19 protein-coding genes and 1 pseudogene are annotated in these 24,196 nt (G+C 54.8%); 11 read left to right on the forward strand and 9 right to left on the reverse strand.

Annotated elements, in window-relative coordinates; translation table 11 throughout:
- From J9880_RS12675 to J9880_RS12685, 3 genes are all read right to left on the reverse strand, one after another.
- Positions 1–2,586, reverse strand: coding sequence for a fimbrial outer membrane usher protein (locus J9880_RS12675; protein ID WP_232769421.1), 2,586 nt, complete (start codon positions 2,584–2,586; stop codon positions 1–3).
- Positions 2,564–3,301 carry a fimbria/pilus periplasmic chaperone gene (locus J9880_RS12680; protein WP_232769422.1) on the reverse strand — a complete coding sequence of 246 codons (738 nt, stop codon included), beginning with the start codon at positions 3,299–3,301 and terminating at the stop codon, positions 2,564–2,566. The genes J9880_RS12675 and J9880_RS12680 overlap by 23 nt, the downstream gene beginning before the upstream one ends.
- Positions 3,302–3,423: 122 nt before the next feature.
- On the reverse strand, positions 3,424–3,969 hold the full coding sequence (locus J9880_RS12685) for a fimbrial protein (RefSeq protein ID WP_232769423.1): 546 nt from the start codon (positions 3,967–3,969) through the stop codon (positions 3,424–3,426).
- A 467-nt stretch (positions 3,970–4,436) separates the two neighbouring features.
- Between J9880_RS12685 and J9880_RS12690 the strand changes: the two genes are divergently transcribed.
- The gene (locus tag J9880_RS12690; RefSeq protein ID WP_232769424.1) at positions 4,437–5,471 is read left to right on the forward strand and encodes a GlxA family transcriptional regulator; all 1,035 of its coding nucleotides are present in this window, start codon (positions 4,437–4,439) and stop codon (positions 5,469–5,471) included.
- 3 nt (positions 5,472–5,474) lie between these two features.
- On the opposite strand, the gene J9880_RS12695 is transcribed toward J9880_RS12690, so the two are convergent.
- Entirely contained in the window at positions 5,475–7,073 is a 1,599-nt protein-coding gene (locus tag J9880_RS12695; RefSeq protein ID WP_119822704.1) for a methyl-accepting chemotaxis protein, read from the reverse strand.
- Positions 7,074–7,566: 493 nt separating this feature from the next.
- On the opposite strand from J9880_RS12695, the gene J9880_RS12700 reads away from it, so the two are divergent.
- Entirely contained in the window at positions 7,567–8,724 is a 1,158-nt protein-coding gene (locus J9880_RS12700; protein ID WP_232769425.1) for a M20 aminoacylase family protein, read from the forward strand.
- 57 nt (positions 8,725–8,781) lie between these two features.
- Here the strand turns inward: J9880_RS12700 and choX are convergent, their stop codons facing one another.
- Together choX and betC are read right to left on the reverse strand one after the other, a co-directional pair.
- Positions 8,782–9,732 (reverse strand): choline ABC transporter substrate-binding protein, encoded by a 951-nt coding sequence (gene choX / locus J9880_RS12705; RefSeq protein ID WP_232769426.1) that lies wholly within the window; start codon positions 9,730–9,732, stop codon positions 8,782–8,784.
- 2 nt (positions 9,733–9,734) lie between these two features.
- On the reverse strand, positions 9,735–11,276 hold the full coding sequence (gene betC, locus J9880_RS12710; RefSeq protein WP_195817474.1) for a choline-sulfatase: 1,542 nt from the start codon (positions 11,274–11,276) through the stop codon (positions 9,735–9,737).
- 105 nt (positions 11,277–11,381) lie between these two features.
- Between betC and J9880_RS12715 the strand changes: the two genes are divergently transcribed.
- The 3 genes from J9880_RS12715 to J9880_RS12725 all read left to right on the forward strand — a co-directional run bounded on the left by J9880_RS12715 (position 11,382) and on the right by J9880_RS12725 (position 14,133).
- Positions 11,382–12,326, forward strand: a complete 945-nt coding sequence (locus J9880_RS12715; RefSeq protein WP_232769427.1) for a LysR substrate-binding domain-containing protein — start codon at positions 11,382–11,384, stop codon at positions 12,324–12,326.
- 101 nt (positions 12,327–12,427) lie between these two features.
- Positions 12,428–13,267 (forward strand): ATP-binding cassette domain-containing protein, encoded by an 840-nt coding sequence (locus J9880_RS12720; protein WP_232769428.1) that lies wholly within the window; start codon positions 12,428–12,430, stop codon positions 13,265–13,267.
- A gap of 23 nt (positions 13,268–13,290) precedes the next feature.
- Positions 13,291–14,133, forward strand: a complete 843-nt coding sequence (locus tag J9880_RS12725) for an ABC transporter permease (protein WP_131692870.1) — start codon at positions 13,291–13,293, stop codon at positions 14,131–14,133.
- A 51-nt stretch (positions 14,134–14,184) separates the two neighbouring features.
- Here J9880_RS12725 and J9880_RS12730 read toward each other — a convergent pair whose 3' ends face one another.
- Positions 14,185–15,972, reverse strand: a complete 1,788-nt coding sequence (locus J9880_RS12730) for a methyl-accepting chemotaxis protein (RefSeq protein WP_119822698.1) — start codon at positions 15,970–15,972, stop codon at positions 14,185–14,187.
- 218 nt (positions 15,973–16,190) lie between these two features.
- On the opposite strand from J9880_RS12730, the gene J9880_RS12735 reads away from it, so the two are divergent.
- From J9880_RS12735 to J9880_RS12750, 4 genes and pseudogenes are all read left to right on the forward strand, one after another.
- On the forward strand, positions 16,191–16,430 hold the full coding sequence (locus tag J9880_RS12735; protein WP_165497939.1) for a type I restriction-modification system subunit M N-terminal domain-containing protein: 240 nt from the start codon (positions 16,191–16,193) through the stop codon (positions 16,428–16,430).
- A pseudogene (locus tag J9880_RS12740) lies at positions 16,403–16,996 on the forward strand (SAM-dependent DNA methyltransferase); the annotation flags it as partial. The gene J9880_RS12735 and the pseudogene J9880_RS12740, both read left to right, overlap by 28 nt.
- Positions 16,993–17,712, forward strand: coding sequence for a restriction endonuclease subunit S (locus J9880_RS12745; protein ID WP_133822821.1), 720 nt, complete (start codon positions 16,993–16,995; stop codon positions 17,710–17,712). The pseudogene J9880_RS12740 and the gene J9880_RS12745, both read left to right, overlap by 4 nt.
- Complete coding sequence (locus tag J9880_RS12750) at positions 17,709–20,957, forward strand: type I restriction endonuclease subunit R (RefSeq protein ID WP_232769429.1); 3,249 nt, start codon at positions 17,709–17,711, stop codon at positions 20,955–20,957. Before J9880_RS12745 ends, J9880_RS12750 begins: the two co-directional genes overlap by 4 nt.
- Before the next feature lie 39 nt (positions 20,958–20,996).
- Here the strand turns inward: J9880_RS12750 and J9880_RS12755 are convergent, their stop codons facing one another.
- Together J9880_RS12755 and J9880_RS12760 are read right to left on the reverse strand one after the other, a co-directional pair.
- Positions 20,997–21,293 carry a SelT/SelW/SelH family protein gene (locus J9880_RS12755; protein ID WP_232769430.1) on the reverse strand — a complete coding sequence of 99 codons (297 nt, stop codon included), beginning with the start codon at positions 21,291–21,293 and terminating at the stop codon, positions 20,997–20,999.
- 48 nt (positions 21,294–21,341) lie between these two features.
- Positions 21,342–22,244, reverse strand: a complete 903-nt coding sequence (locus J9880_RS12760) for a LysR family transcriptional regulator (RefSeq protein ID WP_207391074.1) — start codon at positions 22,242–22,244, stop codon at positions 21,342–21,344.
- A gap of 122 nt (positions 22,245–22,366) precedes the next feature.
- On the opposite strand from J9880_RS12760, the gene J9880_RS12765 reads away from it, so the two are divergent.
- Positions 22,367–23,464, forward strand: coding sequence for an NADH:flavin oxidoreductase/NADH oxidase (locus J9880_RS12765; RefSeq protein ID WP_095923078.1), 1,098 nt, complete (start codon positions 22,367–22,369; stop codon positions 23,462–23,464).
- Between the two features lie 201 nt (positions 23,465–23,665).
- Positions 23,666–24,178: an SRPBCC family protein gene (locus J9880_RS12770; RefSeq protein WP_232769431.1), complete on the forward strand. Its 513-nt coding sequence runs from the start codon at positions 23,666–23,668 to the stop codon at positions 24,176–24,178.
- Positions 24,179–24,196 lie beyond the last annotated feature (18 nt).

Consider the following 24,196-nt stretch of genomic DNA (forward strand, 5'->3'; position numbering starts at 1 on the left):
TCACTGGATGCAGGTGCCGTTTAAACGGACGAAGCTGTTGTCAGCGGCTTTTTTCGACGGCAACTGGTAGTTGATGCGGCAGTTTTTGCTGCTTCCCCAGCTGACAAATAACGTGCCGGAAGCGTCAGGCAGACGGGCGTAAATCTGCCCGTTCTGACCGGCCATGCCGATGCTGTTGCCCGAACTGTCTTTGACTTCAGCGCCCATCGGCACCGGCGTGCCGTCTGCCAGCGTGGCAAAAATCAGCGTCGGGGTGCCGCTCAGGGTTTTGAAGGCCACTTTCGGCACGCCGCCCAGAACCGGCACTACCCGCACGTTGCCGCCTTCCAGTTCGACGTCCTGATTCATGGAGTTGCCGTCAATGCTGATGGTGTTGTAACGGTAAGGGGCCAGTGACGGCACGATGGCGTAACCAAAGGCATCGACTTTTGCGCCCTGGGCATTGTTGATGCGCGCACCGCTGGCGCCTTTGGCTTCGACCAGTGCAAAGGTATCGCTGGCGTACGGGCCGTACGTAACGCCGCCGCCGTGGATCGCCAGCGTGCCTGCCGTGCCCAGACCAAGCTGGTGATAATCATCGCTGCGGGCATAGGAGGCGCGGACCGTCCCCATGCGGGTGCGTTCCTGCACGTTGGTGCCCCAGCGCATGTCATGGCTCTTGCCCTGATCGACATCGCGGTATTTGTCGTAGCTGGAATACACCGAGTAGGCGAAATCGCTCTCCTGCCCGGCGGAGCCGGAAAGGGTGGTCATCGCCGACGTGGTGTTTCTGTCGCGGGTGGTATCGAAGGAAATCGTTGAGCGGTTATCCCGCCAGTCGAGCGGAATGGAAATGCCTACCGACACCACGTTTTCGGTGTATTTCTGATAACGGCTTGAGTCGTAATCGGCATCGTTCACGCTGTACACATTGTCCGTGCTCCAGCTCGAACGCTGTCTGCCGACGTTGATGTTGTAGCTGACTTTCTTCCACATATTGTTGTAGGAAAGCTGCATCTCGGTGATGCGGGAACGGTTGTTGTAATAGTCGGTGCTGCTGCCGCTGAGGGCGACCGTGCCGTAGTCGCCCATGTTCTGGCTGACCGTCGCCGTGAAGCGGTTACGCTGTTTGAGCGTGTCGGAATAGTAGTTCGTGCCGCCGTTTTCCTGACGCCGCACGCCCAGGACATCTTCCAGATCGCGATAACCCGAGGTGGAATACCGGTAAGCCGCCAGCACCAGATTGGTGTTGGTGGCGAAGGTTTTGCTGTACGACGCCTCGGCGCGCCAGCCGCTTTTGGTCATGCCGTTTTCCACCTGCGCATGTGACCAGGTGGTATTGAGCGACAGCGCGCCGAGTTCGGAGGCGTACACGCCGCCCATCAGCAATGCCTGATAGTCATTGGCGAACCGCGCACCGGTATTGGACGTGACGCTGTTGCTCAGACCGTATTGCAAAACCCCTTCGGTAAAGGCGTTTTGTACCGAGTAATAATTCCTGACTTTACCGGCGGCGAACTGATAGCTGAGATTGCCGGGACGCATGGAGTTCGGCACCGCGGCGTAAGGCACGGTGAAGAAGGAGGATTTACCGTCGGCTTCGATGATCTGCACTTTCAGATCGCCCTGACTGCGGGTGTTGTACAAATCGTCGATCAGGAACGGGCCGGGCGGCACCTGCGTTTCATAAATGACGTTACCCGCCTGACTGATCAGCACGCGGGCGTTGGTGGTGGCGACGCCGCGTACTTCCGGCGCATAACCGCGACGGCCCTGCGGCCACATGCGCTGGTCGGTGGCGATCTTCACACCGTTAAAGGACATCGACCCAAACATCGAGCTGTCGGTGAAGGTATCGCCGACCATCAGTTCGCTGGAAATCGTCGGCAGCGGGCGCTGCACCCAGGTCCGCACGGCGTTCCATTTATAGTGATCGCCGCCGGTACTGCTTTCCATATAGCGCAGGTTGGCCTGATGGCGTAACTGCCACATGCCGAGGTTGCCGCCTGCGTTGATCATGCTCCACAAATAGTTGTAGTGAGAATCGCGCATGATATTGCGGGTGAAACTGGTGTTATGGCGTAAAAAAATCAGCGGCGTACCGGCATCCCATTCTGAAATCGGGATGTAATCGCGCGGCTGGCGGTTGAGCAAAATTTGCGGGATCAGAAAATCGAGCGTCAGCGTGGACTGCCTGATATTCCAGCTTCCCTGTTTCGTGATATCCGACAGAAAAACGCACTGGCCTTTCAGCGTTTCCGGCAGGCCGGATTTGAGTTGCAGCAGCTTCACCATGGCGGCGTCGATACAGGGCTGCGCGCTTTTGTCCGCCGCGTTTTTCTTGCGGAACATCACCGGCACCTGACTCTGAATCTTTGCGCCGTTCAGGCTGATATCGAGACTCTGCTGACCCTCAGGAATGACCGCCTGCTTTTCGTTGAACTGATTCAGATCCACCCCTTCGGCAAAACCGGAACCCGCCAGCAGATGGCTGTCAAAACGGTATTCTTCGGCATGTACGACAGAGGAGAATAATGACGCCTTAACGACACACGTGATGACGGCCAGACGAAAACCCGCTTTCTTATTTTTGGATTGGATACTCATGTGTCACCATTGCCCCATAATCATTGATCAAACCGATTTCTATTCCCTGGGCACGTCCTGCTGCCTTCCCTGCAGTGAGCGCCACATCAACCGTTGCAAACGGCGCAATCATTGGCGTTTTTTCTTTCGCGATATTTTCTCTGACCGCCACCTTGCTTAACGACATGTAATAAGGTGAGGTGTTGGTAATGCGGATATTTGTCGCAGTGATATTGCTGAACGTTAAATAATCAAACAGCTTTTTATTATTGGTTTTCAGCGCGGCAGGGCGGTAAAACAGTTTCAGACGGTTTTTTAATAACACCACCATCTGACTGCCTTTATCGCCGCCAATATTACCCGGTGGCACCTGCAGGAAATTAAAATAGAAAATGGATTCGCGATCCTGCGGTAATGAATTTCCGCCGGTGAAAAAAATGCGTAATACCTGGCCGTCTTTTGCCGCGATCCTGAAGGTCGGCGGCGTGACCACAAACGGCGCTTTACCCGTGGCCGGCGTGGACGCCTGATCACCACTGTCAAACCATGCCTGGATCACATACGGGAAGTCATCGTTATTTCTTAACTGCACGTCAACCGATTTTGCATCAGAAGGGTAAATAACGCGTGATCCTGTCATCACCACGCTGGCAAATACTGACTGACAAAATAAAAAGGAAAAGACAAATAAGAAAATGCTACGCCATAATAAATGGGACATAGGTAAGCGAGACATAATAGCCATCCGTTATAATTTACTGCAAGACACCTGAAATAAAATAAAGTCAGCCAATCCCTGGCCGGATTTAATCCAAATGATTATTCAGAATAAAGGCACATCCCTGCTTATTTTTTTAATTAGTTGTAGCTCACTGCATATTGCATGGTGGATTCCACCGCACCCGCTGTCGCCACACCGGTCGCGTAATATTGCGCGGTGTAGGTGGCGGAAGAGGAAGTTTCACCGGCAGCCAGTGTCAGGTCGCCATCAGCAGTAAAGGTTGAGGTGAAGTCGATTGGCTGAGATTTGGTATCCAGGATCTGAACTTCAACGTTGGTGGCCGCATCAGTGGTCGCCACGTTGCTCAGGTTACCGGCGGTGCTCACGCTGTTACCGGCGAAGACGCTGGAAACCGTGGTCGCAGCGTCGGCGCTGCCGGTACAACCGGTCACACCGATATCAAATGTTGCCTGACCTGCGGTGCTGCCTGATGCGGCCAGTGCACTGGTATTGACGCTTGGCAGCAGAACAAGTGGCTTCGCGCTGTTACCGTTGATGGTCACGGAACAGGTTTCCGCGGTCACTTCACCCTGGAAAGTAATCGTGTTATCTGAAAGTGCGAATGCCTGTGATGCGAACAGAACAGACAGTACAGATGCAGATACGAACGCCAATTTTTTCATTGTAAAAATCCCTATAAAAATAAAACCCTTGATTAATGAGGCGCTGAATATCGCGCCGCATTTCCTTTCATTTCTGAGAATGAAGCATCAGAAAAAGACGCAAACTGTTTATTGGCTTCCTGATTGGTCATGCCAGACATGCATTTTGCACGGCAGATGTTAGGGGGAGAGGGCGTTACGCTGTAGTGAAGAAATCTCACGGATTATGAAACGTGACTTCACAACAGTTAAGAAAGATGAGGTGCTGATTATTAACGATTTTTTATCGTACATTGCTGTGAGTGTGAACCGCGGCTGAGAAATTAACCCTGATTAATTAACAAAACAGCAGCATGAATAGCGTTTTTCAGACACCGCGACCGGTTGATTAATGAACGGTTTATCTTTCACCGCATGATGTGTCATACATTTTTCGTCGGTTCCTGAATGCCGCTGTTCCGGTGGAGAAGGGGAACAGGGGGAAAACCATGAAAGAACTGACTGCTGAACATCCTTTTCCACCCGCAGGGGTCATGAACCGGGCGGGGACGGGAAAATTACATATCGGCTTAGTGCTGTGGCCGGAGTTTCCGCTGATTGCATTATCCGGCCTGATGGACGCGCTGCGTTATGCCGCCTGTAAGGTGGACAGAAAAAGCCAGACCCTGAAATGCCTGCTGAGCCTGATCAGCGCCCGTGCGGATATGCCGGTTGCCAGCAGCGCCGGGATCGCCGTGACGCCGGATTTGCCGCCAGCGCAACCGCAGTCTCTGGATTATCTGGCAGTGCTGGGCGGAAGCCTGAAAACATTGCCGCAGGGACATAGTGCCGACCGCCGTTATCTCACCGACGCGCACCGTGCCGGCGTGCCGCTGATTGGCATCGGCACCGGCAGTTTTATTCTGGCCAAAGCGGGCCTGCTGGACGGACGCCGTGCCTCCGTGCATCCTTTCCATATTGCCGAATTCAGAAAGCGTTTTCCGCAAGTGCTGGCAGAAGAAGGTTTCGATTTTATTGATGAAGGGGATGTGCTGACCTGTCCGGGCGGCGTATCGACCATTACGCTGGCAACGGAACTGATCCGCTTATATGGCGGCGAGGAGACGGCGGCGAATGCCCGCCACCGGCTGGCGATCGCGCAGCATGGCGATATGTCGGTGGCGGTGTCCCGTCCGGCGAACATCGCGCTGATTGCCGATCCGCGTTTGCGCCGTGTCGTCTTGCTGATCGAACAATATCTGGCGCGGCCCCTGAATACCGCCTGGCTGGCGCATCAGGTTCAGCTCAGTGCGCGTCAGCTGACGCGGCTGTTCAGCGCCGAATTCGGCAAAAGCCCGCGGGAATATATCCGCAGCGCCAGACTGCGTTATGCCTGCTGGCTGCTGAACAACACGGCACAGAGTATTACGGATATCGCCGTGCGCATGGGTTTCAGTGACTGCGCACATTTTATCCGCCACTTTCAGCAACAATACGACGTGACGCCGGGCCAGTGGCGCGCGGCGCAGAGAGACATTATCTGACCGTCAGCGGGCCGCCATCTCCTCAAACCCGGCCTGCAACGAAGACCGGCTTTCCATTTTGGTCATCTGACCGCCGTAGACATCAATGGCACTTCTCAGACGGGTGGCCTGATAATTCAGGGTTTCCGAGGATTCCGACGACTGCGCAACCATCTCGGCGTTGTTCTGCGTCATGGTTTCAATCTGCGCCAGCGAGGTGTTGATCAGCGTCAGCGCCGAGGTCTGTTCGCGGGTCGCATGGCTGATCTCCCTGATCAGCCCCGACATCTGCACCACTTCCGCGATAATTTCGCTGATCTGCTTCCCGGCATTTTCGACCATATGCCCGCCGGTTTCGACGCTGTGCATATTGGCTTCGATCAGCGCCTTGATCTCTTTGGCCGCCGTGGCGGAACGCTGCGCCAGCACGCGGACTTCGGCGGCCACCACCGCAAATCCGCGACCTTCGGTGCCTGCGCGCGCGGCTTCCACCGCCGCATTCAGCGCCAGAATGTTGGTCTGGAAGGCGATGCCGTCGATCACTGAAATGATATCCACCACCTTATTACTGGCCTGAGAAATCGACTGCATCATGCCGATGGTTTCCTGCATGATGTTGCCGCCTTTCTGAGCCACGGCGGTGGCGCTGTCCGCCAGTTTGCTGGCCTGCACCACGGTGTCTGCGCTCTGTTCCACGGCACCGGTGATTTCTTCAATGGCGGCGGCGGTCTGCTGTAGGTTGGCCGCTGTTTCTTCTGTTCGGGCGCTGAGGGCGGTGCTGTTTTTCGCCATCAGCTCACTGATGTGCGCGATCCCGCCGACCTGCGTACCGACGTCTTCCACCAGCGAATGCAGGTTCAGACCAAACTGATTAATCGAACGCATCAGCAGGCCGATCTCATCCACCCGGTTCAGATGGATGGAATCGGCTTTCTTACCGGAAACCACCTGCTGCGCCTGCGCCAGGATCATGTTTATCGGACGGCGGATTTGCGATTGCAGGAAGATATCGGCAGCCAGTAACACCAACACCGTGGCAATGACGCTTTCCGTGACATTGATCCCCGAAAAAGAAAATAAGAGCGGGAAAAGGCCGGCGATAAATAGCGGCAAACGTAAACGCCAGCTAACGGGAAGTTTTTGTAATACGGATAATCCTGAAAATAAACCGGTGCGCACCACCAGACCTTTATAAAACTTGCGGCTTCCGGCGGTGTTATTTTTCACCTTTTTGTATATGTTTTCTGCGGCGTTTATTTCCTGTTCATCCGGTTTATTGCGCACGGAAATATAACCGGTCAGTTTATCGCGGTGATAAACCGGTGTGACGTTCGCGCGTACCCAGTAGTGATCGCCGTTTTTACGACGGTTCTTCACCAGGCCGGTCCAGCTGTCGCCCTGTTGCAGGGTAAACCACATGTCGGCAAAGGCTTCCACCGGCATGTCGGGGTGACGCACCAGATTATGCGGTTTGAAGATCAGTTCATCTTCAGAGAACCCGCTGACATTAATAAATGCTGAATTGGCATAAATAATACGGCTGTTGATATCCGTCGTGGACATTAACGTCGTGCCGGGATCTAACTGATATTCCCGTTGTGACACTGGCATGTTTACGCGCATGTAAATCCTCTGAAAACACTCTGAGTTGCAATAATAACTATGCAGAGGATTTATTTTTCTTTCCAGCGGTATTTATTTTACCGTCCTTCGTCAAGGAGCCAGTTAAATAATAAAGGTTAATTTTATTGTTGAATTAATATCAATGTAATATTTATGTAGAAAGAAGGTTCTTTAATTGCGATATAGAAAAATCCGGCCTAAGTTAAATTTTAATGCGTAATCAGGATAAATCGTACTTAGTGATTTCGGAAGGCGCTGATGGCGAAAAAAACACCGCGCCGGCGCGGGTTTTTCATTCAAGCAATATTGAAGGGTGCGGCAAATACTGGGCAAATTCCTAAAATGCGGCGGTGACCCCTTCCCGGCGGACCGCGGCGGGGCCGGGAAGCCGATTTCCCGTTTATCGGTTCACGGCGGGATGTGATACTTTGAAGCATTAGCGTGCCGGTGGGAGCATCTCACCGTGTTGAATTCAGAACAGCACAGAGGGTTTATGGCGGTCATTTCCGGACAGATTATCGAGCAGGCGAAACAGTGGCGTCGCGACTTTCACAGGCGACCTGAACTTGGCCTGAATGAGCATGGCACCGCAAAAATCATCAGTGAACTGTTGCTGTCGTTTGGTCTTGAAGTCCATACAGGTATCGCCGAAACCGGCGTGATCGCCACATTACGCAACGGCGACGGCCCGTCAATCGGCCTGCGCGCGGATATCGATGCGCTGCCCATTCATGAACTGAATGATTTTGCGCACCAGTCGCAAAACCCCGGGCTGATGCACGCCTGCGGGCATGACGGCCACACCTCCATTCTGCTGGGCGCGGCGAAACACCTGAGCGAACATCGCGATTTTCGCGGCACCGTGCATTTCATCTTCCAGCCCGCAGAGGAAAACTTCGGCGGCGGCGAAATGATGGTGAAAGAAGGGCTGTTTGAACGTTTTCCGATGCAGGCGGTGTATGCGCTGCATAACTGGCCGGGGCTGCCGGTCGGCGACGTGGCGGTCAGTCAGGGGCCAATGATGGCCTCGCAGGATAATTTCTATATCACGCTGACCGGCAAAGGCTGTCACGCGGCGATGCCGGAACTGGGCGCGGATCCGGTAGTGGCCGGTGCGCAGCTGATCCTGTCATTGCAAAGCCTGATTTCCCGCCGGTTGTCGCCGCTGGAACAAACGGTGATCAGCCTGACCCAGTTACAGGCCGGTGAAGCGATCAACGTCATCCCTGAAACGCTGCACATGTCGGGCACGCTACGTTGCCTGAGCACTAAAACCCGTGAAACCTGCTGGCGGCTGATTGAAGAATACGTCAATGCGGTGCCGCAGCCTTACGGTGTGAAAGGCGAAGTGCGCTGGGAATTCGGTTATCCGGTGACGCAGAACCATGCGGCGCAGGCGGAGATCGTTCGGGACGCAGCTGAAAACACGCCGGGCATTCAGAAGGTGCATTTCAACAATGCGCCGTCGATGGCCGCCGAGGATTTTGCCTATTTACTTGAAGCCTGTCCGGGGGCCTATTTCTGGCTGGGCGCAGATGGCGCGACGCCGTCCGCCTCGCTGCACAGCCCGCGTTATGACTTTAATGACGACATTATTCCGCTCGGCATCGGTGTGCTGACCACGCTGGTGGAACGTGAACTGAAAGCCTGACGCGTTGCGCGTCGCAGTGAAAAGCCAGACGCATCGATGCGCCTGGCTTTTTTATGATCAGAGTCCCAGCGCTTTTTTCACCGCGCTTTCTGCGGGCTGCCCGTCGCGGGTGGTGACGTCTTTCAGCCAGCCGGTCAGCAGTTCAGGCCGTTTCGCCAGTTCGGCGCGGGCGGCATCCTGCGGCGTTTGCTTGTCATCCAGCACACGGGTGATGATGGCGTTTTCCAGCGGCACATCAAATTTAAGCTGCGTGAAGAAGCGGTTAAGGTTCGGACACTGGCTGGCGAAATCTTTGCGGGTCACCGTATTCACCGTCGCGCTGCCGTAGTCCGGACCAAACCATTTGTCGCCGCCGCTGAGATAAGTCAGTTTAAAACGCGTGTTCATCGCATGCGGCTCCCAGCCCAGAAACACGATCCATTGCTGACGATCCACCGCCCGCGTGACCTGCGCCAGCATGCCGCTTTCGCTCGATTCGACCAGACTCCAGTCTTTCAGGCCGAAATCATGGGTATCCAGCATTTTTTTGATGTTCTGATTGGCGGGCGCACCCGGCGCAATGCCATAGATTTTATGGTCAAACTTCGCGGCATATTTTTCCAGATCGGCAAAATCCTTTACCCCTGCCGCTGCCACGTAATCCGGCACCGCCAGCGTAAATTTGGCGGCGGGTAAGTTTGCTCCGACCACTTTGATCGCGCCATCATCGGCAAATTTGGCAATTACCGGCGCCTGTGCGGGCATCCAGTTGCCTAAAAACACATCCAGCTGACCGGTTTTCAATCCCTGAAACGCCAGTGCCACCGAGAGATTCTGTACTTTTTGCTGATAACCCAGCGCGTTCAGCACCACGCCGGAAAGGGCGTTGGTGGCGGCGATATCTGTCCAGCCCGGATCGGACTGATTCACTGTTGCGCAGCGGGCATCGTCGGCGGCAAAACTGCTCAAAGGCAGCAGGCTGCTACCGGCAAGCAACATCAGTGAGGTCAGTTTTTTTATCATCATCATTATTATTTCCCTGTCGGGTGTGGATTAGGGCGCGGGTAACGGGCAAAGGCTTCCTGCTCGTCCAGCGTCTGGTGATTGCGAATGTAACGTTGGGAGGCCGCCTGATGCGGCTGAAAATCCCACTGCGGAATGGCATCACGACCGGCGATGTCGGTCAGATACAACCTTTTAAGCTGGCTGGCGCGCACCTGCCGGTTGAGCAGTTCCAGATCCCAGCGGCTGGCGACTTCAGCGGCAAAATCTGCCACGGTGTCCCGGAATTGGGCGTCGGAGGCCAGATTTTTCAGTTCAAAGGGATCCTGACCGAGATGGTAAAGATGCGGCGCTTCGGTGAGCGAATGAATGTATTTCCACGGGCCGCGACGGATCATCACCATCGGCTCGATAGCGCCTTCCGCCAGATATTCGCCGCAGGCCTCATCGCTGCCCGATTGCCCGTTGAGATGCGGCACCAGACTGTGGCCGTCAAGCGGCGCGACCGGCTGGCGCAGACGGGCTTCGCCGCCCGCCAGTTCGGTGAACGTCGGCAGTAAATCCATCAGCGAGACATTTTCAGCCACGCGGTGCGGCGTAAAACGTTTCGGGTTATGCACGATCAGCGGCACGCGCACCGCGCCTTCAAAGAAGGTCATTTTGTACCACAGGCCGCGCTCGCCCAGCATTTCGCCGTGGTCGGCGATGACAAATACCACGGTGTCTTCCGACAGCCCGGTGTCTTCCAGCGTGCGGATCACCTCACCAAAGCAGTCATCGACATAGGCAATCGAACCGTAATAGGCGTGGCGCGCACGGCGGATTTGCGCGTCGCTCAGCAATCCCTCTTCCAGCTGATACATGGCGCGCAGACGCTGCGAGTGTGCATCGTCTTCAATATCGGCGGCACCGGTGACCGGCAGATCGATATCTTCCTCATTGAAACGGTCAAGATAGCGGCGCGGAATGGCAAAAGGATCGTGCGGATGGGTCAGTGAAAGCAGTAACAGAAACGGCTGATCCTCCGGTTTACGTGCGGCGTTATACAGCCGCTGGCGGGCCATAAACAACGCTTCATCATCGAAATCCAGTTGGTTAGTGCGCACACACTCACCGGCTTCCAGTACCGAACTCATATTATGGAACCAGTCCAGACGGCGGTCGGGATGCTGCCAGTCCGGCGTCCAGCCAAAATCTGCCGGATAAATATCGGTGGTCAGGCGCTCGTCAAACCCGTGTAACTGGTCCGGGCCGCAGAAATGCATTTTGCCCGACAGCCACGTGCGGTAACCCTGTTCACGCAGGTAATGGCAAAAGGTCGGGGAATCGGCGCGAAACTCTGCCGCATTATCAAAGACGCCGTTTTTCGACAACAACTGGCCGGTCATGAAAGACGCCCGCGACGGCGCGCACAACGGACTGCTGCAATAGGCCGATTCAAACACCACGCCCTCATCCGCCAGTTTGTTGATATTCGGCGTCAGGCTGACATTATTTCCGTAAGTGCGTAATGCGCCCGCGGTCAGTTGATCCGCCATAAGAATAACGATATTCGGTTTATTTATAAGCATCATTAACCTGAAATAAAATTTAATTTGTGAACTGTGATATTTTTATCGCACGCCTTTTTCATTCTGTGAAGAGGTGATTAAATTATCATGGCATAAGGTGGCGTTATGGCAGGGAAATTAGAGTTACCGCCTTTACAGGTGTTAGTGGTATTTGAGGCCGCCGCGCGCCACGGTAATTTTACGGCGGCAGGAAATGAACTCGGACTTTCACAACCGGCAGTCAGTCAGCGTATTCAGATGCTGGAAAATATCCTTAACGGACCGCTGTTTGAACGGCGTCATCGCGGGGTGCAACTGACCGAATCCGGCAATGCGCTTTACCAGATTGTCCGCACCAGCCTGACGGACATCAGCGAGCAAATTCAACGCACGCGCCATCAGCGCAGCACGCTGCGAATAGACACCGACATGGGCTTCGCCAGCTACTGGCTGATGCCCCGGATGAACGCCATTCAGGCGCTGATCCCTGGGGTGGAAGTGCAGGTATCGACCTCACCGAATGACTACAATTTTCGCGATAACAATGCCCATCTGGCAATCTACTTTGGTAACGGTAACTGGCCGGGAACGCATGCGCAAAAGCTGTTTCCGGAGGATGTCATTCCTGTGTGTAATGAACAGGTTATGCGAAAGCTGAAACAGAACCATAACCCGCAGGATCTGCTGAATTTCCCGCTGCTGAAGCTGCCGGAAACCCACCCGCAACGCTGGCTGACCTGGGAAGACTGGTTCCGTTCGCAGGGCGTGGCGATGCATCATCACGCCGGTTCGCGGACCTTCAATGCCTACTCGCTGGTGATCCAGGCGGCGGTGGAGGGGCAGGGGATTGCCCTCGGCTGGCGGCCGCTGATTTCGGCGCTGCTGGAGAGCAAACAACTGTTTATTTGCGGCCCGCAGGTGCGCACCGAACGGGGCTATTATCTGATCACCGCAGGGGGAAAACCGGCCTCCGCGCAGCAGGAAAAAGTCACCCGCTGGTTATTAAACGAGGCGTGGAATTTCCATCATACTTTGCCGCATAAAGACGATGCATTGCTAAAATATGAATAAGCTAATGCGAAATATCTCTATCGCGTTTTTCAAAAGAGGTAACTTATATTCATTATTTTGAGTTAGCGTAATAAGGTAATTAAAACCTGTGTGAAGCCATTATGTCGCAACCCATCATCGAGTTACGCAATGTCGTTAAGAATTATTCTGCGTCGTCCGGAAAGTCATTATTTTCCCGTGCGCAGAATACACCGTCAGCCAATGCCTTAAGCGATATTAATTTACAGATTTATGCCGGTGAGATTTTTGTCATCGTCGGGCTTTCGGGATCCGGGAAATCGACGCTGCTGCGCACGCTGAATTTTCTCATTCAGCCCACCGGCGGCGAGGTGCTGTTTCAGGGGCAGGCTCTCGGCAGCCTGAATGCCCGCGAGATGATCACCCTGCGGCGCGGCCAGACCGGCATGGTTTTTCAGTCGTTCGCGCTGTTTGATGAACGCACCGTGCTTGATAACGTCGCGTTCGGGCTGGAAGTCTCAGGCATCAGCCGGGAAGTGCGTCATCAGCGTGCGGCAACCATGCTGGAACGTGTCGGGCTGTCGCACGTCGCGACACAATATCCGCCTCAGCTTTCCGGCGGTATGCAGCAGCGTGTCGGCCTCGCCAGGGCGCTGGTGGTGAATCCGGCGTTGTTGCTGATGGATGAAGCCTTTTCGGCCCTCGATCCGATTATCCGGCGTGAGATGCAGTCGCTGTTGCTGGCATTGCAGCGGGAACAGCAACGCACGGTGGTGTTTGTCACGCACGATATGGAAGAGGCGCTGCGGCTCGGGACGCGCATTGCGATTATGCAGGAAGGCAAACTGGTGCAGGTCGGCACGCCGGAAAACATCATTAATGCGCCCGCATCGCCTTATGTCCGTCACTTTTTCTCCGGCGTCGACACCTCGCGCTGGCAGCTGGCGGAATCTTATGCCGATGTCTGGCAACCGCCAGAATAATCCTTTTTTGAGCAGAGAACGTTATGGCCTACCCCTTAGATTTCAGCCGCCAGATCGACAGCGCCATCCACACGCTGCTGACGCACACGGGCGGTTTTTTTGATGGTCTGTCGGCAGGCATTGATGCGTTTGCGGGCGGTCTGGAAACCCTGACCGGCTGGCTGACGCCGTGGGGACTGGTGATCATCGCCGTCGTGCTTGGCGCGTGGCGCATCGGCAAAGGTTTTGCGCTTTTTGCCCTGCTTGCCACGCTCTATATTATTTACAGCGGCTACAGCGAACATGCGTCGGTCACGCTTTCCCTGACCTTGTCGTCAACGTTCTTCAGCCTGCTGATCGGCATTCCGCTTGGCATCTGGAGCGCCCGCCGTGCCCGCGTCGGCAGCGTGGTGCGCACCCTGATGGATTTTATGCAGACCATGCCTGCGTTTGTCTATCTGATCCCCGCGACCATTCTGTTTGGCCTCGGGCGTCCGCCGGGTATTTTCGCCACCATTTTATTTTCCATGCCGCCGGTGGTGCGTCTGACCGATCTGGGGATCCGCCAGGTCAGCGTGGCGCGGATCGAAGCCGGTCTGGCTTTTGGCTGTACGCCGTGGCAACTGCTGTGGAAGGTGCAACTGCCCGCCGCGCAACCGGCGATCATGGCAGGCATCAATCAGACCATCATGATGGCGATGTCGATGGTGATCATCGCCTCAATGGTCGGCGCAGGCGGGCTGGGCAATGACATTCTCAGCAGCATTCAGCAACTGGATATCGGGCTGGGATTACAAAGCGGCGTGGTCGTGGTGCTGATGGCGATCCTGCTCGACCGATTGTCGGCAAGTTTTGCGGCAAAAACCGGAGAACGGGGAAGGGAATGATCAGCCGGACGCCAACACCGTCCGGCTGTTTTTATCATTACTGCGGCGGAATCAGACCCGGAAATGCCCCACGGCGACGGCCAGACCGGTGGCCTGTTCCTGTAACGCCGACGCGGCACCGGTGGATTGCTGAACCATCGCGGCGTTCTGCTGCACCATGCCGTCGAGCTGGGTAATGGCACGGTTAATTTCGTGAATACTCAGCATCTGCTCTTCCGAGGCGTGGGTGATTTCCAGCATCACGCTGCTGACGTTCGACACATTGCTGACGATTTCGCTCATGCTGTCGCTGGCCAGACGCACCTGCGCGGAACCGGAAGCGACACTGCTGACGGTGGATTCGATCAGCACTTTGATCTCTTTCGCCGCCTGGGCGCTGCGCTGTGCCAGACTGCGCACTTCGCTGGCGACCACCGCAAAACCGCGTCCCTGTTCGCCTGCGCGCGCGGCTTCCACCGCGGCGTTCAGCGCCAGAATATTGGTCTGGAAAGCGATGCCGTCGATGACGCCGGTAATATCGCCAATTTTCGACGAGGCACTTTCGATGCTTTCCATCGTTGTAATGACTTTCGTCACCACTTCGTCACCGCGCGTGGCGGCCTCTGACGCGGATTTCGCGGTGTCGGAGGCCTGTTTGGCCGAACTGGCCGACTGAGACACGGTCGCGGTGATCTGCTCAAGGGAAGCCGCCGTTTGTTGCAGACTGGCCGCCGCAGACTCGGTACGTCCTGACAGATCGTTATTCCCCGCCGCGATCTCGTCAGCGGCGATTTTGACCGATTCGCTGGTGGTGCGGATTTCCGACATCACCTTGCTGAGCTTATCGACGAAAGTGTTGAAGGCGTGCGCAATCTGCGTCACTTCATCGTGACCGTCGGTCGGCAGGCGCTGTGTCAGATCGTCTTCGCCGGAACTGATGGCATTGAGCGTGTCACGCACCACAGAAAGGCGGTGGAAGGACTTACTGATCATCAGCCCGATAATGGCGGCAGAAATCAGCACGATCACCAGCAGCGTAATCACCGATGAGGTCAGCAGGGAACGCATACCGGCGGTGGATTCTTTCTTATCCTGCGCCACCAGCGTGAACCACTCCGTGCCCGCGACCGGCATTGCGCGGACGCGCTTCACCGCGCCATTGAGACGGATATCCACCGGCGCGTTGGCGGCAAACACATCCTGCAAATTCACTCCTTCTGCCAGCGCAGTAAACGGCTTCAGTGCCAGACTGGCGTCGGGATGCGCAATGATCACGCCGGATTTATCCACCAGCATGCCGAAACTGCCCGGCGTCGGGTGAATGGTATTGACGTTATTGACGACGCTGTCCATCGACACATCGCCCGCCACAATCGCTTTCAGCGTGCCGGAATCCATCACCGGTACCGCGAAAGTGACCACCAGCTTACCGGTGCCTGCGTCGATATACGGCGGCGTCGCCACCGCGTGTCCGGCGGCTTCCGCCTGCTTGTACCACGGGCGACCAGTCGGATCGTAATCCGCAGGCACACCGGTCGGATCAGAGAACTTCGCAGTGCGGTTGGCGTAACCGACATACACGTTGGTAAAGCCGCCTGCACTGGCGATCTGTTTGAGAACCGGGATCGGATCTTCAGACATCGCGACCTGTTGCAGTGAAACGATCATCCCTGTTTTTGCATTAACCCAATCGCTGATCCCTTGCGTGTGGCTGGACGTCAGGGCGTTCAGCGTATTGTCTGTCGCCTGACTGTTGTATTTGTTTGCAACGGTATAGCTAAGAAACGTATTGATGATCAGCGAGCACGCCACGATGGCGATACAGGCTGTGATAATGCGCGAACGGATGGTCTTTAACATGGGCGTTTCCCTGGAAGGAATCTTAAGTCTAATGTATCGGCAGGAACGGGAAAAACTTGAAGTACGTCACACTAAAATAGTGCCGAGGGGTAATAGCTGCTTAAGTTACGTTAACGTCTAACTCATTGATTCAGATCATAAAATAGTGGTAATTGGTTTTTTTGCGCCGGATAATACTCGCACTCTTTATGTGTATTATTATTCCGACGGATACCCGCATGTCTAAAATGGACTTTTCCCACACCGCTGCCTTTATCTGGTCAGTGGCTGATTTGCTACGGGGTGATTTCAAACAGTCGCAGTACGGACGCATCATCCTTCCCTTCGCCTTATTACGCCGTCTGGAATGCGTGCTGGAAAACAGCAAAGACGCGGTCGTGACGCAGGCGCACACCGTCAATGCCATGGATCTGCCGGAAGAAGCGCGGGAAAATTATGGCTGGCACAACGTGCGCTGATGGAGAAAGCGCGTCAGATCCAGACCGCTTTTGGCACCACGAACGGCGGTAAACACAGCGTCAGCAACGATTTCAATCTCTTTGAAAACGCCCTGAAAACCGCGCTCAGTACCGCCGGTGTGAAGCTGGATAACAAAGAGAAAAAGCAGTTTATCGAGGCGGTCACCACCAAAAATCCGGCAGCCGAACCGGTGGTGAAAAAAGTCCTGAAAGAAAGCGAACAGCCGCTGTACGGCGCGTTCCGCTACAAAGGCAAGGTGGTGGAATTTGAACAGGACGTCGACTTACGCGACAACGAAAACGTCCCGCTTAATCCTGCCATCGCCACCAGCGTGCTTATCGAGAGCTATTTCGAACGTGAGGTCAAACCGCACGTCAGTGATGCCTGGATCAACGCCGACAAACGCGATGCCAGGGACAACGAGATCGGCGTCGTCGGTTACGAGATCCCGTTCAACCGCCACTTCTATGTTTATCAGCCGCCAAGAGATCTGAAAGAGATCGACGCAGACCTCGATGCCATCAGTGCCGAAATTATGGCGCTGTTGCAGGAGGTGCATTCATGAGCGGGCGGTATAAGGCGTATGGGGAATATAAGGAGTCTGGGGTTGAGTGGTGTAATAAATTACCGCAGAAATGGGAAGGTTCAAATCTTCGGTGGCTATCAATTATTTATGCCGGAGGTACACCATCGAAAAACATTAGTGATTATTGGGAGAATGGAACTGTCCCTTGGATAAATTCTGGTGCAGTAAATCAAGGGTATGTAGTAACGCCATCAACATATATATCTCAAATCGGGTTTGAAAATAGCAGTGCTAAATGGATACCAAAGGATTCATTAGTTGTTGCTTTAGCAGGACAGGGAAAAACCAAAGGAATGGTTGCACAGTTAAGCATCGATACCACTTGTAATCAATCAATGGCTGCCATTGTTTTAGACAGAATAATCCATTCACGATATATCTATTGGTGGCTGACATCTAACTATCAAAATATAAGAAATATGTCTGGCGGGGATTTAAGGGATGGATTAAATCTTGAGATTCTCGGGGATATACAATGTCCTCTACCCTCTGATGCTGAGTGTTTGAATATTTGTAACTTCCTCGATCACGAAACCGCCAAAATCGATACCCTTATCGATCTCCAGCAACAACAAATCGAACTCCTCAAAGAACGCCGCACCGCCCTGATCTCCGCCGCTGTCACCGGCAAAATCGACGTGCGTGACTGGCAGGTTCCTGTCACGCAGACAGAATCCGACGAGGTGACGGCATGATGTCGGATCCGACCAAAGAGCGGATTTTTCAGGATGAAATGATCTCGCAGCTTTGCGAAAACGGCTGGATCAGCGGTAAACCGGACGGTTACGATCGCCAGCGGGCGCTGTATCTTCAGGACGTTCTGACCTTTGTGCAGACCACGCAGCCGAAAGCGTGGGAGAAGCTGGCGCGGGTGTATCCGCAGGATACCGAACGTCATTTCCTGGATGCATTGCTGACGCAGCTGAACAAAGCCGACATTAATGCCACGGATAAACTTTCCCGCACTTATGGCACGCTCGGCGTTCTGCGTCATGGATTGAAGATCCGTAATGCGGATTTCTCCCTCTGTCAGTTCAAACCCGAGCACGGCCTGAACCCGGAGACGCTGGCGCGCTACCGGCAGAATATCTGCCGCGTGGTGCTGGAACTGGTGTACAGCCCCTATGCCAGCGCGGAGCATTTCGCGGCAAGCGGGGTGAAAGCCAAACGCTGGCGTATCGATCTGGTGTTATTCGTCAACGGTTTGCCGGTCGCCACGCTGGAACTCAAATCTGAGTTCAAACAGACGGTGCAAAGTGCGGTCGCTCAGTACAAAGACACCCGTCTGCCGAAAGATCCGGCGACCAAAAAACCGGAGCCGTTACTGACTTTCAAGCGCGGGGCGCTGGTGCATTTTGCTGTCAGTCAGCACGACGTGTTTATGACCACCCGGCTGGCGGGCAAAGAGACGTATTTTCTGCCGTTTAACAAAGGCACAGCGGAAGGCGGGAAGGGCAATCCGACGCCCGCCGACCAGACCCGTTACGCCACGGATTATCTGTGGAATGAAGTGTTGCTGCCCGCCAATCTGCTGACCATTCTGGGCAGTTATGTGCATCTGCAAATCGAAGAAAAAGAAGACTGGCAGGGGCTGAAATACAAGAAAGAGACGCTGATATTCCCGCGCTATCACCAGTGGGATGTGGTGAATAAACTGGTGCGCGCCGCAGTGCAGGAAGGCTGCGGGCATAAATACCTGATCCAGCACAGCGCCGGATCCGGCAAATCCAACTCGATTGCCTGGACGGCGCATCAGCTTTCGACGCTGTATGCCGCAGACGGACAAAAGCAGTTTCACTCGGTGATCGTGGTGACCGACCGCACGGTGCTGGACGATCAGCTTCAGGACACCATTTACCAGTTCGAACATGCCGACGGCGTGGTCGGGCGCATCAATAACAAAACCGGTGACGGCTCGAAAGCCGATAAACTGGCGGCGGCGCTGGAAAACTCGCAGCCGATCATCATCGTCACCATCCAGACCTTCCCGCATGTGCTGAAAGCGATCGAAAACAGCCTGAGCCTGAAACAACGCCAGTACGCGATCATTGCCGATGAGGCGCACTCTTCGCAAAGCGGTTCGACCGCGCGCCAGCTGAAAGAAGTACTGATGCTGGAGAACACCGGCGACGACGTTGAGTTGTCCTCCGAAGACATCATGGACGCCACCATGGTTGCCCGGCGCGGCAGCAATAATCTCAACTATTACGCCTTCACAGCCACGCCGAAAGCCAAAACGCTGGAGTTGTTTGGCCGTCTTCCCAACCCGAACGAACCGGCATCGAAAACCAACCGGCCGCAGGCGTTTCATGTGTATTCCATGCGGCAGGCCATCGAAGAGGGCTTTATTCTCGATGTGCTGAAAAATTACGTCACTTATCATGTGGCCTACAAACTGGCGCAGAAACAGGCGGATGCCGACAAAGAAGTCGATGACAAAAAGGCCAACAGACGCCTGACTCAGTGGGTGCGGCTGCACGATTACAACATCGCGCAGAAAGTGAAAGTGATTGTCGAGCACTATAAAAACCACGTGATGAACCTGCTCGGCGGCCAGGCCAAAGCCATGGTGGTCACCCGTTCGCGCAAGGAAGCGGTGCGTTACAAACTGGCGTTCGATAAGTACATTCACCAGAATCATTACCAGAAAATCAGCGCCATGGTGGCGTTTTCCGGTGAAGTGGAATTCAGCGAAAACGACCCGAACAGCGAGGCGCAGCTGGGGCAGAAATACACAGAAACCAACATGAACCCCGGCCTGAAGGGGCGTGATATGCGCAAAGCTTTCGACAGCGACGACTATCAGGTGATGCTGGTGGCGAACAAATTCCAGACCGGATTTGACCAGCCAAAACTGTGTGCCATGTATGTCGATAAACCGCTCGGCGGCGTCGAATGTGTGCAGACACTATCGCGCCTGAACCGTATATATCCCGTCAAAGCGGCATCCGGCACCTTTATTCTCGATTTTGTGAATGACCCGGATGACATCCTGCAAGCCTTCCGGCCCTATTATCAGACCGCTGAACTGACGGATGTGTCTGACCCGGCGCTGGTGTTTGAGCTGTTTGAAAAACTGCGTACCAGCGGGATTTTTCAATGGCGTGAAGTCGAACAGTTCTGCACCGCCTTTTTCAGTAAAAACAAATCTGGCGCGGCACTGAGCAATATCAGCCGACCGGCCGTGGAACGCTGGGAAAAACGCTATGCTTCGGCGACTGAAGCCTATCTGCAATCCAAACGCATGTTCGAGATCACCAAAACGACCCGCGAGCCGATATTAATCGCCAATGCAGAAAACACCTTTAAAGAATGCAAAAGGGAAAAAGACCGGCTGGAAATTTTCAAAAAAGATCTCGGCAGCTTTGTGCGCTTTTATGAATTCATTTCGCAGATCGTCGATTACGACAATCAGGATCTGGAGAAACTCAGCCTGTTCGCACGGCATCTGCGCCCGCTGCTGCGCGAATCAAACGTGCAGGAAGACGACGTGGATTTGCAGAATGTGGTGATGAGCCATTACCGCCTGTCGAAAATGCGCGAACAGCAACTGCGCCTCACCGCGGCCAGTGCGGAAGAGGGTTTGCAGCCCGGTAACGACGTCGGATCGGCGAAACCTAAAGACAAAAAAGAAGACTTTATGTCGCAAATCCTTGAACGTCTGAATGCGCTTTTTGTCGGTGACCATCTGACGGATAAAGATATGATCAACTGTGCTTTCACAGTTAAAGACAAGATCTCAGAAAACACGGCTGTCATGACGCAGCTTGCTAATAACACCCGTGAACAAGCGATGTTAGGCGATTTTCCAAAAGCTGTTGATGAGGCCATCATGGACTGCAATGCAGCTCAGCAAAATATGATGATGCAGTATCTTTCCAATCCCGCACTCGCCAAAGGCTTTGCGCAGGTGGTGTTTGATATGCTGAAAGCAGGGTGAGCTGTTAACGCGCTGCGGGGTTAGCCGCAGCCTCAGAACTTATTCGTCACCTGCCTTCTTCTTATCCACATGCCCCAGCGATCTTTCCGGGAAACAGATATCGCGCACGCGCTGTTTAAGCGGCGCGGCGTCAGGGAAACCGCCGTCGCGTTTGCGTTCCCAGATGATTTCGTCATCGACTTTGATTTCGTAGATGCCGCCGGTACCGGGGACAAGCGTCACGGACGCCAGATCGGTGCTGAACGAATTGAGCAGTTCCTGCGCCATCCACGCGGCGCGCAGCAGCCAGTTGCATTGAGAACAATATGTGATGGTGATGGCAGGCAGTTTTCCCATGGTATGAGTCCTTATAGGCAGATTTTATCGATGTCTCAGAATACGTCATTACTGCCCGCTACAGACCTGCGCCAGTTGCTGTCTCAGCCACTGATGTGCGGCGGAAAGATGCGAGCGTTCGTGCCACGCGGCGACTTTGGTAAAGCCAGGAATGGTCAGCGGTGGCGGCATCACTTCCAGCCCTGCGGCATCGCGCACCAGCCGTTCCGGTACTACGGCGATCAGATCCGTGGTCTGTAAAACCGGCGGCAGCACCAGAAAACTGTTCACCGACAGCACCACGTTGCGTTTTTTGCCCAGCGCGTGAAGGGCAGTATCCGTCACGCCGGCAAAATTTTCGCCGCTCAGTGACACCAGTGCGTGGTCGTACTGACAAAATGTCTCCAGCGAGATCGTGCCTTGATTCAGCGCCGGATGGCCTTTGCGCAGCGTACATACATAACGTTCATCATATAAATGGCGGATATGCAGATCGGGCGGCGTGGACTCCGGCGTCAGCAGCGCCAGGTCGATTTCACCGCGCTCCAGCCGCCCCGAAAGGGTCGAATCCTCAACCCGTTGAACCGACAGATGAATACCCGGCGCGAGCTTCTGTAACAGCGAAAAAAACGGCACGATAATCACGCCCAGCGCGTAATCGGTGGCGGCGAGGGTAAACGTCATCTCGCAGTCAGCGGGTATAAATACCTCCGGCTGTAACAGCGCGCCGATTTCCGCCATCACCCGTTTCACCGGTTTAGCCAGAGACAGCGCGCGTTCGGTCGGCACGATACCGTAGCGCGCCCGCACGAATAAGGGATCATCAAAACTTTCCCGCAGACGCGTCAGCATGCTGCTTACAGCGGGTTGCGTCAGGGAAAGGCGCTCTGCGGCGCGGGTCACGCTGCGCTCGTCGAGCAATGCATCGAAAGTCTTTAACAGGTTGAGGTCGAGACTCTTCAGATTGCGCATAGGCAGGGCACCGATTGAGTTATAACGAAATTTGATACGCACTATAATATTTCTATACTTCTGCTTATAGCTCTTTGGCAGCACTCTGTGTGCTAAATGCGCCAATCCACCGAGGAAATATTATGTCTGCACTTTTCACGCCGTTTACGCTGAAAGACGTCACCCTGAAAAACCGCATTGCCGTTCCGCCAATGTGCCAGTATTCCGCCACCGATGGCGTGCCGAACGACTGGCATCAGGTGCATTACGCCACGCTGGCACGCGGCGGCGCGAGTCTGGTGATTGTCGAAGCGACGGCCGTATCGCCGGAAGGCCGGATCACCCCAGGATGTCTTGGGATCTGGAACGATGAACAGGCCGCTGAACTGGCGAAAATCGCCAAATCTATCAAAGCCGCAGGCGCGGTACCGGGGATCCAGATCGGACATGCAGGCCGTAAAGCCAGCGCCAATCTGCCGTGGGAAGGGGACGATCATATTGCGGAAGGCGATCCGCGTGGCTGGGCGACCCTTGCGCCATCCGCTGTCGCATTCGGCAAACATCTGCCAAAAGTGCCGAAAGAAATGACCAAAGCCGATATCCAGCGCGTGATGGCGGATTTTGTCGCTGCCGCAAAACGCGCACGCGATGCCGGTTTTGAATGGCTGGAACTGCATTTTGCCCACGGCTATCTGGCGCAAAGCTTCTTCTCCGTGCATTCCAACACCCGCACGGACGAATACGGCGGTGACTTCGCCGGTCGCAGCCGTTTCCTGATTGAGACTTTCGATGCCGTTAACGCGGTCTGGCCGAAAAACCTGCCGATCACCGCGCGTTTTGGCGTGATCGAATACGACGGTCGCGATGAAGAAACGCTGGCGGAATCCATCGAACTGACCCGTATCCTGCGCGAAAAAGGGCTGGATATGCTCAATGTCAGCGTCGGTTTCTCCACCTGGGAAGCACAGGTTCCATGGGGTGCCGGTTTCCTGGCGCCGGTGTCGCGCCGCGTGCGTGAAGAGGCTGGTTTGCCGGTGGCAAGCTCATGGGGCGTTGCGTCGGCAGACGTGGCCGAGCGTTGCATCAGCGAACAAGATATGGATCTGGTGATGATTGGCCGCGCGATGCTCGCCAACCCGCATTATCCGTATGCGCTGGCAAAAGAACTGGGCGAAGACAACCCTTCATGGGTTCTGCCTGCGCCTTACGCGCACTGGCTTGAGCGTTACAGCATTCAGTGATCATTGCTGATGAATCAGTGAAATAACCGGCAGGCAGAAGTCTTCTTCTGCCTGTTTTTTTGCCCGCCATCCAGATATAAAAATCAGAAATGGTAAGTATCATAAGGTGTGATTTCCGTAATATCTCAGCCCTGCGTATTCTTTATGCACGCCAGCCTGCGGGCTGTTCCCTGTACATAACTCAATACAAAGGAAGTAAATATGAATGCGATTCACTGGCCGCAAGGCTATATCCCCGGCGAAACCGACAACTTCGCGTCAAACGAAATGATCATCACCGGCGTGACGGTTGACGAACTCTGGGCACAACTGGATAACACTGCCGCCTGGCCGGTGTATTACAGCAACGCGTCTGATATTGCTTTCTACGACGGCACGGGGCCGGGCCTGAGCGACGGTGCCCGTTTCCGGTTCAGTACCTTTGGTTTCCCGGTCGAAGCGCAGGTGACGGAATACGTGCCGCCGGTCAACGGGCAGCCAGCGCGCATGGCGTGGCACGGCTGGGCAGAAGGCGACGCCGACACCCGTCTCGACGTGCATCACGCGTGGCTTATCGAAGAACTTTCCGGCGGCCGTGTGCGTATCCTGACGCAGGAAACGCAAAACGGTAAACCGGCACGCGATTTAGCGGTAACCCGACCTAACCCGATGATCAACGGCCATCAGGAATGGCTGGACGGAATGATCGGGGCGGCTTGTAAAATGCGCAGCTAATTTTCAGCGCGTTACATT

The organism is Rahnella victoriana (assembly GCF_021276285.1).
Lineage (GTDB): Bacteria > Pseudomonadota > Gammaproteobacteria > Enterobacterales > Enterobacteriaceae > Rahnella > Rahnella victoriana.